The organism is Bradyrhizobium sp. 2TAF24, from assembly GCF_052115025.1.
Lineage (GTDB): Bacteria > Pseudomonadota > Alphaproteobacteria > Rhizobiales > Xanthobacteraceae > Bradyrhizobium_A.
In genome coordinates this window covers 26,203-39,388 of record NZ_JBFRFW010000019.1, presented here as the reverse complement: position 1 = coordinate 39,388, position 13,186 = coordinate 26,203, and the positions used below count along the sequence as shown (strand labels likewise).

The window sequence follows — 13,186 nt, the reverse complement described above, 5'->3', positions numbered from 1 at the left end:
CTTCGGACGTGACAACCGGGACCCACGGATGTTCGACAAAATTCTGATTGCCAATCGCGGCGAGATTGCCTTGCGCGTGCTGCGCGCCTGCAAGGAGCTCGGCATCGCGACGGTCGCGGTCCACTCCACCGCCGACGCCAACGCCATGCATGTGCGCCTCGCCGACGAGAGCGTGTGCATCGGCCCGCCGCCGTCGAAGGACAGCTATCTCAACATTCCGGCGCTGCTCGCGGCCTGCGAGATCACCGGCGCGGACGCCGTGCATCCGGGCTACGGCTTCCTGTCGGAGAATGCACGCTTCGCCGACATTCTTGCCGATCACAACCTCCATTTCATCGGCCCCAAGGCCGAGCACATCCGCCTGATGGGCGACAAGATCGAGGCCAAGAAGACCGCGATCAAGCTCGGCATCCCGGTGGTGCCCGGCTCCGACGGCGCCGTCGGACCGGACGACGACGCCATGGCGATCGCCGAGAAGATCGGCTTCCCGGTGCTGGTCAAGGCGGCCGCCGGCGGCGGTGGCCGTGGCATGAAGGTCGCGCACACTGCCGACGACCTCGCGCTGGCGCTGTCGACCGCGCGCAACGAGGCCAAGTCGGCGTTCGGCGACGCCTCCGTCTATCTCGAGAAGTACCTGACCAAGCCGCGCCATATCGAAATCCAGATTCTCGGCGACGGCCGCGGCGGCGCCGTCCATCTCGGTGAGCGCGACTGTTCGCTGCAGCGCCGCCACCAGAAGGTCTGGGAGGAAGGCCCCTCGCCGGTGATCGACCCGGCGGCACGCGAGCGGATCGGCGAGATCTGCGCCAAGGCGATGCGCGAGATGAACTATCTCGGCGTCGGCACCATCGAATTCCTCTACGAGGACGGCGAGTTCTACTTCATCGAGATGAACACCCGCATCCAGGTCGAGCATCCGGTGACCGAGATGATCACCGGCATCGATCTCGTGCTGGAGCAGATTCGTGTCGCCGCCGGCAGCGAGCTGCCGATGACGCAGAAGGACATCACCATCAGCGGCCATGCCATCGAGTGCCGCATCAATGCGGAAAACCCTGTGACCTTCCGGCCTTCGCCCGGCAAGATCCTGCAGTACCACCCGCCGGGCGGCCTCGGGGTGCGGATCGATTCGGCGGCCTACCAGGGCTATGTGATCCCGCCCTATTACGACTCCATGGTCGGCAAGCTGATCGTGCACGGCAAGACCCGGGCCGAGTGCCTGATGCGGCTGCGCCGGGCGCTGGACGAGATGGTGGTGGACGGCGTCGAAACCACGCTGCCACTGTTCCGGGCGCTGGTCCGCGAGCCGGAAATCATCGACGGCGACTACCACATCCACTGGCTGGAGCAGTACCTGGCCAGGGGGGCAGCCCCCGAGTAACTCCCGATGCAGGCCCTCGCGCGGACGATCCGGCTACTGTCCTGGAACCGCAAGCGAGGGAATGCGTTGACTGCAGGAAGATCGTTCCAACAGGACCTCGGCTTGCAGTTCGACTTGATTGGGGGCCTCCACCTCCTCCCCGCCAGGGAGGCGCACGCACGTGGAGGATAGTGCCCAGCGACAACGCAGAACATTCTGGCAGATCGCCCTGCTGTCGGCAGGTTTTGCGATCCTGATCACTATTGGCGCGATGGCGCTCTATCTTGTCAACGCAGCCCGCACCGAGAGCGCCTGGGTGGTCCACACCATCGAGGCCGAGAACCAGGTCTCCCGCGTGCTGCTCGACATTCGACGGGCCGAAAGCGCCGCACGCGGGCTGCTGCTGACGCAAAATCCCCAGTTCCTTGCCGAATATGAACGCGCCGCCGCCGAGGTCCTGCCGGCAATCGATGCGCTCGGCAGCCTCACGGCGGACAACCCGACCCAGGTGCGCAACGCCGCGGCATTCAGCGATGCCGCGGTAACGCGGCTGCGGGAACTGAAGGCCTATGTCGATCTGATCAAGCGCGGCGAAGTGGCCACCGCCGCGGAGACGGTTCGCAACAGCCTGCCGTCGGAGACCGTCAATCGCATCCGTGACGCCAGCACGGCAATGCTCGGTGAAGAGGATCGATTGCTGGCGCAGCGTGTCGCCGCGGCCGACCGCAACCGCGCGCTCTTCGCCATCGTCACCATTTCGGGCGCCGCGTGTATCGTGCTGCTCGGCGCCCTGTCGATTTTCCTGGTGCGCCGGACATCGCGCGAGCGCGACGTCGCCAGCCAGCAATTGCGTGACACCAACAGCAACCTCGAGGCAATGGTCGACGAGCGGACCGCCGACCTGCGCGAGGCCAACGAGGAAATCCAGCGTTTCGCCTACATCGTCAGCCATGACCTGCGCTCGCCGCTGGTCAACATCATGGGGTTCACCAGCGAGTTGGAGGAGCTGCGTACCGACATCTTCAACCGGATCGCTCGCCTTGCAGCGGCGGCGGCGCCGCAGCCCGTGGCACTCGTCGGCGCCGGTGAATCCGCGACGCCCAAGCTCGATGGCGAGGACAGCAAGCTCGCTGAGGATTTTTCCGAAGCACTCGCCTTCATCAAGTCGTCAATCGCCAAGATGGACCGCCTCATCACCGCGATCCTCAATCTGACCCGTGAGGGCCGACGCGCATTCCACCCGGAACCGATCAACATGCGCGAGCTGCTGAACGGCATCAGCGCCACCGTCGCCCACCAGGCGCAGGAAGCGAACGCGGAGATCGCCGTGGAAGCCCTGCCTGACATCGTCAGCGACCGCCTGGCGATGGAGCAGATCTTCTCCAACCTGATCGACAATGCGCTGAAGTATCTGCGGCCGGGGATGCCCGGCCATGTCGTCGTGCGTGGTCGCCGCAAGCTCAACTTTGCGATCTTCGAAGTCGCCGACAACGGACGCGGGATCGATCCGAAGGACCATCAGCGCATCTTCGAGCTATTCCGCCGGGCCGGCATTCAGGACCGGCCGGGCCAGGGCATCGGTCTTGCGCATGCGCGCGCGCTGGTGCGGCGGATGGGAGGCTCGATGAATGTCGAGTCCGCACTCGGCAGGGGCAGCACCTTCATCGTCACGCTGCCGATCAACCAGATCATCAAGGAAGGACAGCGCTTGTGAGCTTGCCCGTCAAAATCATCATGATCGAGGATGACGAAGGTCATGCCCGGCTGATCGAACGCAACATCCGCCGTTCCGGCGTCAACAACGAGATCCTGCCGTTCGTCAACGGCACCGACGCGCTGCACTACCTGTTCGGCGGCGACAACCAGGGGCTCGCCCATAACGGCCAGGCCCTGCTGATCCTGCTCGATCTCAACCTGCCCGACATGACCGGCATCGATATCCTCAAGCGGGTCAAGGAAAGCCATCACCTCAAGACCGCGCCGGTGGTGATCCTGACCACCACCGACGATGCCCATGAAATCAAGCGCTGCTATGAGCTCGGCTGCAACGTCTACATCACCAAGCCGGTCAACTACGAGAATTTCGCCAACGCCATTCGGCAATTGGGGCTGTTCTTCTCGGTGATCCAGGTTCCGCAAGCGACGGCATGACCAGCACACTCCCGACGCTGCTCTATATCGACGACGACGCCGCACTGGCGCGACTGGTCGAGCGCGGCCTCAAGCGGCAGGGCTTTGCCGTCGAGCACGCCGCCAGCGGCACTGACGGCATTGCGCGCATCCGCGCGGGCGGAATCGACGTGGTGGCGCTGGACCAGTACATGCCCGGCCTCGACGGCCTGGAAACACTGGAGCAGATCCAGGCGATCGCAGACGCCCCGCCGGTGGTCTTCGTCACGGCGTCGCAGGATTCCAGCATCGCAGTCGCTGCGCTGAAGGCCGGTGCCGGCGACTACCTGGTCAAGGACACCCACGGCGATTTCATCACCCTGCTCCACGCCTCGGTAAAAGGCGCGCTCGAACGCGCGCAGATCCTGCGCGCCCAGCTCGCCGCCGAAGAGGAAATCCGCATCGCGCGTGACCGCTACGCGGCGCTTGCCGCCGAGCGTGAAATGCTGCTGCGCGAGGTCAACCACCGCGTCGGCAACAGCCTGCAGATCATCGCCTCGCTGCTGCACCTGCAGGCCGCCAACAGCGCCGAGGACGACATCAAGGCGGCGCTGACCAATGCCATGGGCCGGGTTGCCGCGGTCGCCCAGGTGCACCGACGTCTCTACACCTCGCACGACCTGAAGAGCGTGATGCTCAACCAGTACCTCGAGGCGYTGCTGGAGGATTTACGCCGCTCGGCGGAAGGCAACCGGATGTCACGCCTGACGCTGGCGTCGGAGGCGATCGAGATTGATCCGGACCGTGCGGTCGCGATCGGCATCGTGGTCAACGAGCTGGTGATGAACGCCGTCAAATATGCCTATCCCGACGGCGCCGGCCCGATCCATGTCGAGCTGCACGCCGACGGCGACCAGTTGACGCTGGCGATCAGCGACGAAGGCGTCGGCCTGCAGCAGGTCCGCCAGGACCCGCGCTCGACCGGCATGGGACAGCGCATCGTCAGTGCGATGGCCGGCAAGCTGGGGGCAACCGTTGCATCCGACCCGTCCCATCACGGCACCCGCATCGTGCTGCGTTTTCCCCGCGCCGGGCTGAACGCTACCGCCGGCAAGTAGGGCTCCGCGTTCGGATCGTCGCGCCGCGCCGGCCATCCTGCTATAAGACGGCATGACGTCGCGCGACTCCACCGCCTCCGAGATCACCCCCGAGGTGCTGCTGCGGGCTTATGCCTGCGGCATCTTCCCGATGGCCGAGCGTGCCGACGACCCGACCATCTTCTGGGTCGAGCCCGAGCACCGCGGCATCATTCCCCTGCGCGGCCTCAAGGTGTCGTCCCGCCTCGCCCGCACCGTGCGCGGCGACCGCTTCCGTGTCACCGCCAACCACGCGTTCCGCCAGGTGATCGCGGGCTGCGCCGCGCCGCAGGACGGCCGCGAGGAAACCTGGATCAACCGCCGGATCCGCGATCTCTACACCGCGCTGCACGACATGGGGCACTGCCACAGTATCGAGGTCTGGGACAATGGTGACCTCGCCGGCGGCCTCTATGGCGTCAGCCTCGGCCGCGCTTTCTTCGGCGAAAGCATGTTCCACCACGCCCGCGACGCCTCCAAGGTGGCGCTCGTCCATCTCGTCGCGCGACTGCTGGCCGGCGGCTACGAGCTGCTCGACACGCAGTTCGTGACCGAGCACCTGCGCAGCCTCGGTGCGGTCGAGGTCTCCCGTGCGCGCTATCGCACGCTGCTCGACGACGCCCTCGACGGTGTCGCCGATTTCGATGCTGTGCCGTCCGACGGCTCTGTCACCGGCAGCGATGCGCTCGCCGTGATGGCCCGCGCCTAAGCGCGCGGCGGCCGCGCGAACGTCTTCTGCAGCTCGGCGCCCGGATAGCCGTCGGCGAATGCGCCAAAAGTGCCATGCTCGGCGATTTCCCTCGCTGCCCGCATGAAACCGCCCCAGGCGCTGCGCGCCAGCGCGCCGCCAACGCTGACCCGCCGCACACCGATCTCGGCGAGTTCGGCGACGCTGAATCCCGGCGCCGCCCCGACCAGTACGTTGACCGGCTTCGGCGCAACGGCCTTCACCACAGCCACGACCTGCTCCTTGGTCTTCAGGCCCGGCGCATAGAGGCAGTCCGCGCCAGCTTCAGCGAACGCGACAAGACGCGCGATGGTGGCGTCGAGACTGGCTTCCCCGACGAGAAAGCCCTCGCAGCGCGCGACCAGCACGGCGCCGCTGCCATCGGCATCGATCTCGGTGCGGGCGGCGCGAATCCGTTCCACGGCAAGCGCATCGTCGTACAGTGGCTTGGCATCATTGCTGGTGCGGTTCTCGATCGATAGCCCGGCGACGCCGGCTTGCAAGGCGCGGCGCACGTTGACGGCGACGTCCTGCGGCGCGTCGGCGAAGCCGTTCTCGTAGTCGGCATTGACCGGCAGATCGGTCGCGGCACACAGCACGGCCAGGTGCGCGACGATCTCGTCGCAGGTCAGGCCATAGTCCGGCCGCCCGTTCGACCAGGCATAGCCGGCGCTCGTCGACGCCAGCGCCTTGAAGCCGAGCGTCTCCAGCAGACGGGCGCTGCCGGCGTCCCAGGGATTGGGCAGGACGAAACAGCCGCTCTCGTGGAGCTTGCGAAAATCGGCGCGCTTGTGCGCAACGGACACCGTCATCGGACAACCTCTCGGCAGGGGATCAGGACTTCCGCGCGCGCGACATGCTCACCGGCACGGCGGTGCGACGCGACCATGCTGGCACATGGCAGCCGCATTTGTGCGACAGAGCGCGCTGGAAGTCTTGGTAAAACTTGCGCCGAGGGCGACCGGCGCCGCCGCCCCGGCCCTACTGCCGGAACGGTGGGAAGAAGCCCGAAGGCTGCTGCTGTGGCGGCGGATCACGCGGCGGTGCGACGAGCTGGCCGGTGCCGGGAGGCGGCAGCGGCTGGCGCGAGGTCTGCTGTCGCCGCTGGGCCGGCGGCGGTGCGGGCTTCGGCGGCGGTGCGGGCGTCTCGACCTGGGTCGCGACCGTCTGGTCTGGTGCCTTACAGTCGGTCAGCCAGATGTCGTAGATCGGGTGTTCGACACCGTGCAGGCCCGGGGATGCGGCGAACATCCAGCCGGAAAAGATCTTCTTCACCTCACCCTGCAGGGTGATCTCCTCGACCTCGACAAAGGCGTCGGTGTTGGTCGCTTCCGTCGCCGGCCGGGTGTAGCAGGCGTCGGGCTTCACGCGCAGCGCGCCGAACTGCACGGTCTCGCCGATATCGACGTCGAAATTGATGATGCGCCCGGTGATCTTGTCGAGGCCGGAGAACACCGCCTTCTTGTTGACGATCTTCTGCGCCGGCGGCTCGGTGACGATCTCGTCGCCGGGCTGCAGCGACGCCGGCGCCGGTGGCGTGGCGGCGGTGCCGCCGCCGCGAGGCGGACGCGGCCCGGCCGGCGCATTCGGCGCGGCGGGCGCGTTGGCGACATTGCCTCCCGGGGCACCGGGCGCAGCAGCCGGCGGCTGCGGGGCATTGGCAACACCCGGCTGGGTCTGCGGCACCACGGTGGTTCCCGGCGGAGGCGGCAGCGGCTGCGACTGCACCGAGCCCGGCGGCGGCGCGGCGATGCCGGGCTGCGGGCGGCTGGGAATCGGCAGGATGCGCCCTTGGGTCGGCAGGTCGGGCACGTCCTCTTCGTCTGTGTCCGGCGCGTTCATGTTGCCGCCGGGCACGCCAGCGGGCGGCCGCGGTGGCGGATTGGAAAAGATATTGCCGATCTGTGCCTGCGCGGGGGGCGCGAGCGACAGCACCGGGGCAACGATGAGCGTTGCAAGGGCAGCCAGGACAGGGGTTCGGAACATCTCGCGCGGCTTCATCGGCGACTCGGGTTTGACGACAATCTATCGTTATCTGTCGCCGCTCGCTCGGCCTCCGGTTAACACGGCGAATACGGCGGGGAAAGGGCGGAAAAGCCGGCCGTGGCAGACGGTTACGGCGGGATGCCGGAGATCTCCCCGCGCCGCGCCGTCGCTCATGCCGACCGCGCCGCGCGCCGCAGCGCCTGGGGCGGCTGGCCGAATGCCCGGATGAAGGCCCGGCGCATCCGCTCGGGATCACGGAACCCGGTGGTCCGCGCGACCTCCTCGATCGGCTCGCCGACCGCCTCGACCCGTGCCTTGGCCGCCTCGACGCGCAGCCGCTCGACCGCCTTTGATGGCGTCGTGCCGGTCTCGGCAATGAACGCACGGGTGAAATGGCGGGCACTCATATGAGCCTGTTCCGCAAGGCGCTCGACCGTCAACGCCTCGTCGAGATGCTCGCGTGCCCAGGCGAGCAGCGGCTTGAAGCGGCCGCTCGGCGCGTGCAGCTCGTTCAGGGCTGAGAACTGCGACTGCCCGCCGCTGCGCCGGTGATAGATCACGAGCTGACGCGCGGTCTGCCGCGCGATCTCGTCGCCGTGATCCTCTGCCACCATCGCGAGCGCGAGGTCGATGCCCGCGCTGATGCCCGCAGACGTCCAGACATGGTCATCCTTGACGAAGATCCGGTCCGGCTCCAGCCGCACCTTCGGATAGGCCGACAGGAAATGCGGCGTCCGGCCCCAATGGGTGGTGGCGCGGCGGCCATCGAGCACGCCGGCCTCGGCGAGCACATAGGCTCCCGAGCAGACGCTGGCGACACGCCGCACCTTGCGCGCGGCGGCCCGCACGAACGCAAGGGTCTCGGCAGACCGGATGGCGTCACGCACGCCCTCGCCGCCCGCGATCACCAGCGTATCCAGGCCGCGGAGGCCCCGAAAGCCGCGCGCCAGCACCTCGACGCCGGACGAACTGCGCACCGCGCCGGCCGTGACCGCGAGTGGCTGGATGGTCGTGCCGCGCCCCGAAAACCGTCCGGCGATCTCGAAGACGGAAATCGGCCCGGCTGCGTCGAGCAACTGAAAGCCTGGGAAGACCAGAATGCCGATCATGCGCGAACCCCGGAAGGAGCGGCCGTCAGGCCGATGACGGAAATCGAGGGAATTATGCCATTTATGACGGCAGCCAACAATGCTGAAGTGACGCCCGTCACCCCCACCAGCGGAGCTCACGCCGTGACCGCCCCTCTTCACATCGGACTGCTCGTCTTCCCCAAGCTCACCCAGCTCGATCTCACCGGCCCGCTGCAGGTGTTCTCACGTGTGCCCGGCGCACAGGTGCATCTCGTCTGGAAGCGCATCGAGCCGGTGCCAAGCGACGCGGTGCTCGCGCTGCTGCCGACCACGACCTTCGCAGCGTGCCCGCAGCTCGACGTGATCTGCGTCCCCGGCGGCGCAGGCGCCGACGACATGGTCAACGATGTCGAGACGCTGGACTTCCTGCGGCACCAGGCAGCCGGCGCGCGCTACATCACCTCGGTGTGCACGGGATCGCTGGTCCTCGGTGCCGCCGGGCTGCTCGATGGCTATCGCGCCACCTGCCACTGGTCGGCGCTGCCGCTGCTTGCCGCGTTTGGCGCGACGCCAGTCGCGACACGCGTCTGCACAGACCGCAACCGCGTCACCGGCGGTGGTGTCACCGCCGGCATCGATTTCGCTCTGACGCTCGCGGCCGAGCTCGCCGGACGGCCGGCGGCGGAGATGATCCAGCTGTCGCTGGAATACAATCCGGCGCCGCCATTCCAGTCGGGCTCGCCGGATACCGCGCCACCCGAAATCCGCGAACGCCTGGAAACGCTGATCGCACCTTCGCGCGCGCGGCGCCGCTCGGCGGTCGAACAGGCGGCGGCACGCCTTGCGCCGCGCGCACCGGCCTGAGGGATCAGGAGCGCCCGAACGCGGTCAGGCGTAGCCCGCGAGCGGCAGATAGATGTCGGTCAGGAGGTCGTTCGGCGCGGTGTCACGGGGATTGTTGAGATATTCCTCGAACACCGGGCCGTCCGCCGGCTCCTCACCCGCCTCGGTCAACCACTGGCCGTACAGCCACAGATAGGCGTCGCGCATCGTGGCATAGGGGCCGCGATAGCGCAGCACCGCGCAGGTGCCGCCCGGCACTTCGGCCTGCAACACGGGGGGCTCGACCGCCACGGTCGCCGGAGACGTGATACAGGCGCGCGAGCGCAGTTCGTTCTCTTCACACCAGGTCGGGTCGTCGTAGTAGATGCCGAATGTCCGTGTCGACGGGCCGAGCAGTCCGCGCATCGCACACCAGCCGAACAGCGGATCGAATGCCTTGCCGATCTGCATGTACGACCCGACGTGGTCGACCGCGACCGCAGGCAGCGCCGCCACATGGCGAATCTCGACGTCGTAGGCGACGCTGGCGCTCTGTGCCCGCGCTGCGCGGAAGGCGGCATGGGCACCCGTGTTGCGGTACTGGGCCGGTGGCATGTCATAGTCCGCGCTGAAGGCGCGGCTGAAGGCCTGCACGCTGGAATAGCCTGACTTCAGCGCAATGCTCTCGAGCGTCATGCTGCTGTGAGCGAGAAATCCGGCGGCGCGATGCAGCCGCAGCCGCCGCACCGTCGTCGCGAGCGTCTCGCCATGCAGGGCATGATAGATGCGGTGCCAGTGGGATGGCGACAGGCAGGCGACCTCGGCGAGCCGATCGAGATCGATATCGTCGTCGAGATGATCGTAGATATAGGCGGTGACGCGATTGAGCCGGTCCGCGTAGTCGATGCGGTCCTTGGTGCGGGCGAGAGCGACGGTCATGGCTTGTTACCTCGTGATCTGAACGAGGCTGGATGAAGCACGTCTGCTTTTGACAAATCCTGCGGAGTTGTCCTCCCGCGCCCGCATATGGCACGGGGCTTCGCTACAGCGGAGGAAGCCCCTCCGCACCGGATGTTACTGACCCGGCGTCCAGGCCTGATAGTCGCCGGTCGCCTTCGGGCGACGGCCCGCGGTGAGCGTCGAGCCTGGCGGGCGGTAGGCATTCGGCGTCCCGGTCGGGTTGGCACGATGCGGCTTCTGCCATTCGCGCGGCGAATAGGCCTGCTGCGGCGGCGGAACGTCCACGGTGTGGTGCAGCCAGCCATGCCAGCCCGGCGGCACGCGGGTCGCCTCGGCGTAGCCGTTGTAGATCACCCAGCGGCGCTCGAAACCAAGCGACGGATCAATCTTGCCGCCACGGGTACGATAGTAGCGGTTGCCTTCCTCATCCTGGCCAACCAGCTCGCCGAACCGCCAGGTCCAGAGCTGGGTGCCGAAGGTCTGGCTGTTCCACCAAGTAAAGATCTTCAGGAAAAACTGCTTCATCGCACGGAATCCGGAGCGGAGTGGTGCCCCTTGATGGCACCCGGAGACTGGATTGTCCAGCGCCGACGGGGACTTGATGCGCTGCCGCGGGACAGCGCCCGGCCCGGCTCCGGATCTCTTCGCCGTGCGCTTCAACCATCCCCGCAACCGGCACCAGCAACCAATTCAGCGGATGAGAAAATTCACGCCGCATCGATCAGTGGACGAGGCGAGATCGCAGCGCACTCCGCCGGCCGCGGGAGCCCCCGCCGGTTCGGCATGCGATAGCCCCCGCCACCTCGCACATCATGGCGGCCTGCCACGATTCCAAAGCCTTCCAGCACGTTTTCGGCGCATTCCATTCAGGCCGCATACAGCCGCTTCCACCGATGCTCGTCATGCAGGTCAGCCAGCAGGCTTGTGACGGAACGGCTCACGGACGCCACACGTTGCTGGCCGGGACCTGTTGGAGAACGACAATGATCAACCTGAAAATGGCTGGCGCTGCGCTGATGCTTGCGATGGCCCCGGCATTGATGACGACCTCCGCCGATGCGCGCCCGGGCGGTTTTCGCGGCGGCGGCATGGCGTTTCATGGCGGCGGATTCCGCGGCGGACCAGGCTTCGCCGGACGCGGTTTCGCGGCAGCTCCAGCCGTACATGCCTGGAACGGTGGCGGTCATTGGGGCGGCGGAAATTGGGGCCACCGCTGGGGCAGCCGCCGCTGGATCGGCCCGGGTGTCGGCTTTGCGGCAGGCCTCGCCGCCGGAGCAGCACTCAGCGCACCGTACTACGGCGGCTACTATGGCGACGGGTATTACGGCGATTCCTACGCCTACGCCCCTGCTCCGGATGTGACCTACAGCCCGGCTCCTGCGGACAGCGACGATTCGGTGGCCTACTGCCAGCAGACCTACCGCTCCTATGATCCGGCCTCGGGCACCTATCTCGGCTACGACGGCCAGAGGCATCCCTGCCCGTAAAGGTCACTGCCGGATCACGACGGGACGGCTCTCACGGGCCGCCCCGAGGCGCCGGTATAGCGCACGGCCGCTCAGCTCCGTGTCGCCAGCACCACGCCGGCAACCGTCATCAGCAGCGCGGTGACCTGTCCCGCCCCGAGCGGCTCGCCCAGCATGATCGCCGATGCCACCACGCCGATCACCGGAACCAGCAGCGTGCCGATCGCGGCGACCGACGCCGGCAGCCGGCGAAGCGCTGCGAACCAGCTGACATAGGCGACACAGAACTGCACCACGATCAGGTAGCTCATCAGCAGCCAGCCCGTCGACGACAGCGCGCTCACCCTGGGGTGTTCGAGCGCTAGGCCGATCACTGCGACCGGCAGGCACCCGATCATGATTTGCCAGGCCGCCGACGTGATCACCGGCAGCTTCAAAGGGAAGCGCTTGCCGAGCACCGTGCCGAGCGCAAACAGGAAGGCCCCGGTGAGCGCAAGCAGGATGCCAGGAAGCTTCTCCATGCTCGCGGCAAGCCCGTTGCCGCCCATCAGGGCGCCGATACCGCCGATGCCAAGCAGCAGCGACAGCGTCTTGAGCGCGGTCAACCGCTCGCCGAGCACCGGCCAGGCCAGGAGCGACGCCAGCACCGGCATGGTGTAAGCGATGACCGCCGCTTCACTCGCCGGCAGCCACAATAGCGCCAGCCCCATCAGCGCCATCCAGGCGCTGACATTGAAGGCCGCGAACATCACGAGGCGGCCCCACTGCTCCCGCGGCACGCGCAGGCTCTGGCCGATCACCAGTGCGATCACCACCAGCAGCAGGCTGCCAATCACGCCCGTCGTGCCGCGCGTCGAGAGCGGCGGCCATTCGCGCAGCACGTACTTCATGATCGGCCAGTTCAGGCCCCAGCCGACCGAGGTAATGAGAAGGAAGACAAGTCCGCCGGCGGCGACCTGCGAGGTCGCTCGGCTGTCATGGGAGGCTGTCATGCTGAAGCTGCGGTTGGAGAGTCGGACCGCAGGATGACCGCAAACCGATGGGGCGGCCAGCCGGTTTACCGCAGGGGTGATCCCGTGGTTTTGCGTGCGTCCGGCGAGTCCCCCGGATGCAAGCGATTTATTCGCGCGCGCCCCGCCCTGTGAACAGCGGGAGCAGTTGCGATCCGGCGCACCTGGGGAAAAATTTTCGTCTTCCGATTCCCCTTGGACTCACCGATACTTGCGGCTGACCAGCGCGGAAATCGCCCCCTGGTTTTCCCCAAATTCCCCCATATTTAGTATTTGATTCAAGACTTCGTACTATTCCTTGACGGGCGCGGCGGAGTCGTCCTAGCTTTCGACCTGTTCGGCGCGAGTGGTTTTGTGTCCCGCCGGGTAACCTCCTGACAGGGTTCTGCAAGCTGCTCCGTCATGCCGATCGCGGCAACGGGCCGGGGGCTTGTCTGTCCCTGAAAGGCCGGGTCCGGCGCGCAGAATTCAAGGGGCTTCGAGCCCCGACAGAACGAGCAAGAACGCGGTTCACGCGTTGGCAGTTGGGGCGTTGAATAG

Annotated in this window: 13 protein-coding genes; 7 read left to right on the top strand and 6 right to left on the bottom strand. The window is 67.1% G+C overall.

Translation table 11 applies throughout. The features are described from left to right. The first annotated feature begins 28 nt into the window (after nt 1–28). The 5 genes from accC (at nt 29) to aat (ending at nt 5,314) form a co-directional block, all read left to right on the top strand. Nucleotides 29–1,381: an acetyl-CoA carboxylase biotin carboxylase subunit gene (gene accC / locus AB4Z37_RS26105; RefSeq protein ID WP_441519617.1), complete on the top strand. Its 1,353-nt coding sequence runs from the start codon at nt 29–31 to the stop codon at nt 1,379–1,381. 160 nt (nt 1,382–1,541) lie between these two features. Further along, nucleotides 1,542–3,074 (top strand): sensor histidine kinase, encoded by a 1,533-nt coding sequence (locus AB4Z37_RS26100; protein ID WP_441519616.1) that lies wholly within the window; start codon nt 1,542–1,544, stop codon nt 3,072–3,074. Continuing rightward, nucleotides 3,071–3,511, top strand: coding sequence for a response regulator (locus AB4Z37_RS26095; protein WP_441519615.1), 441 nt, complete (start codon nt 3,071–3,073; stop codon nt 3,509–3,511). Before AB4Z37_RS26100 ends, AB4Z37_RS26095 begins: the two co-directional genes overlap by 4 nt. After that, nucleotides 3,508–4,587, top strand: a complete 1,080-nt coding sequence (locus AB4Z37_RS26090; protein WP_441519614.1) for a sensor histidine kinase — start codon at nt 3,508–3,510, stop codon at nt 4,585–4,587. The genes AB4Z37_RS26095 and AB4Z37_RS26090 overlap by 4 nt, the downstream gene beginning before the upstream one ends. Nucleotides 4,588–4,639: 52 nt before the next feature. Then, nucleotides 4,640–5,314: a leucyl/phenylalanyl-tRNA--protein transferase gene (gene aat, locus AB4Z37_RS26085; protein ID WP_441519613.1), complete on the top strand. Its 675-nt coding sequence runs from the start codon at nt 4,640–4,642 to the stop codon at nt 5,312–5,314. Here aat and AB4Z37_RS26080 read toward each other — a convergent pair. The 3 genes from AB4Z37_RS26080 to AB4Z37_RS26070 form a co-directional block, all read right to left on the bottom strand. Further along, entirely contained in the window at nt 5,311–6,144 is an 834-nt protein-coding gene (locus AB4Z37_RS26080) for an isocitrate lyase/PEP mutase family protein (RefSeq protein WP_441519612.1), read from the bottom strand. The two genes, aat and AB4Z37_RS26080, sit on opposite strands and share 4 nt — an antisense overlap. Nucleotides 6,145–6,313: 169 nt before the next feature. Next, nucleotides 6,314–7,318 (bottom strand): DUF2155 domain-containing protein, encoded by a 1,005-nt coding sequence (locus tag AB4Z37_RS26075; protein ID WP_441519611.1) that lies wholly within the window; start codon nt 7,316–7,318, stop codon nt 6,314–6,316. 170 nt (nt 7,319–7,488) lie between these two features. Continuing rightward, nucleotides 7,489–8,427, bottom strand: a complete 939-nt coding sequence (locus AB4Z37_RS26070) for a GlxA family transcriptional regulator (RefSeq protein WP_441519610.1) — start codon at nt 8,425–8,427, stop codon at nt 7,489–7,491. Between the two features lie 123 nt (nt 8,428–8,550). On the opposite strand from AB4Z37_RS26070, the gene AB4Z37_RS26065 reads away from it, so the two are divergent. Further along, nucleotides 8,551–9,252 (top strand): DJ-1/PfpI family protein, encoded by a 702-nt coding sequence (locus AB4Z37_RS26065; protein WP_441519609.1) that lies wholly within the window; start codon nt 8,551–8,553, stop codon nt 9,250–9,252. Nucleotides 9,253–9,276: 24 nt separating this feature from the next. On the opposite strand, the gene AB4Z37_RS26060 is transcribed toward AB4Z37_RS26065, so the two are convergent. Together AB4Z37_RS26060 and AB4Z37_RS26055 are read right to left on the bottom strand one after the other, a co-directional pair. Beyond that, on the bottom strand, nt 9,277–10,149 hold the full coding sequence (locus AB4Z37_RS26060; protein WP_441519608.1) for an AraC family transcriptional regulator: 873 nt from the start codon (nt 10,147–10,149) through the stop codon (nt 9,277–9,279). 135 nt (nt 10,150–10,284) lie between these two features. Further along, nucleotides 10,285–10,695, bottom strand: coding sequence for an NADH:ubiquinone oxidoreductase subunit NDUFA12 (locus AB4Z37_RS26055; protein ID WP_441519607.1), 411 nt, complete (start codon nt 10,693–10,695; stop codon nt 10,285–10,287). 458 nt (nt 10,696–11,153) lie between these two features. Between AB4Z37_RS26055 and AB4Z37_RS26050 the strand changes: the two genes are divergently transcribed. After that, a complete protein-coding gene (locus AB4Z37_RS26050; RefSeq protein WP_441519606.1) occupies nt 11,154–11,657 on the top strand; it encodes a BA14K family protein in 504 nt (167 codons plus the stop codon). Nucleotides 11,658–11,728: 71 nt separating this feature from the next. On the opposite strand, the gene AB4Z37_RS26045 is transcribed toward AB4Z37_RS26050, so the two are convergent. Beyond that, the gene (locus tag AB4Z37_RS26045) at nt 11,729–12,628 is read right to left on the bottom strand and encodes a DMT family transporter (protein WP_441519605.1); all 900 of its coding nucleotides are present in this window, start codon (nt 12,626–12,628) and stop codon (nt 11,729–11,731) included. Nucleotides 12,629–13,186 lie beyond the last annotated feature (558 nt).

Bases quoted from the DNA above. Each gene is read 5' to 3' on its own strand.
- accC (WP_441519617.1), top strand. From the start codon at position 29: ATGTTCGACAAAATTCTGATTGCCAATCGCGGCGAGATTGCCTTGCGC.
- aat (WP_441519613.1), top strand. From the start codon at position 4,640: ATGACGTCGCGCGACTCCACCGCCTCCGAGATCACCCCCGAGGTGCTG.
- AB4Z37_RS26080 (WP_441519612.1), bottom strand. From the start codon at position 6,144: ATGACGGTGTCCGTTGCGCACAAGCGCGCCGATTTTCGCAAGCTCCAC.
- AB4Z37_RS26075 (WP_441519611.1), bottom strand. From the start codon at position 7,318: ATGTTCCGAACCCCTGTCCTGGCTGCCCTTGCAACGCTCATCGTTGCC.
- AB4Z37_RS26070 (WP_441519610.1), bottom strand. From the start codon at position 8,427: ATGATCGGCATTCTGGTCTTCCCAGGCTTTCAGTTGCTCGACGCAGCC.
- AB4Z37_RS26060 (WP_441519608.1), bottom strand. From the start codon at position 10,149: ATGACCGTCGCTCTCGCCCGCACCAAGGACCGCATCGACTACGCGGAC.
- AB4Z37_RS26055 (WP_441519607.1), bottom strand. From the start codon at position 10,695: ATGAAGCAGTTTTTCCTGAAGATCTTTACTTGGTGGAACAGCCAGACC.
- AB4Z37_RS26050 (WP_441519606.1), top strand. From the start codon at position 11,154: ATGATCAACCTGAAAATGGCTGGCGCTGCGCTGATGCTTGCGATGGCC.
- AB4Z37_RS26045 (WP_441519605.1), bottom strand. From the start codon at position 12,628: ATGACAGCCTCCCATGACAGCCGAGCGACCTCGCAGGTCGCCGCCGGC.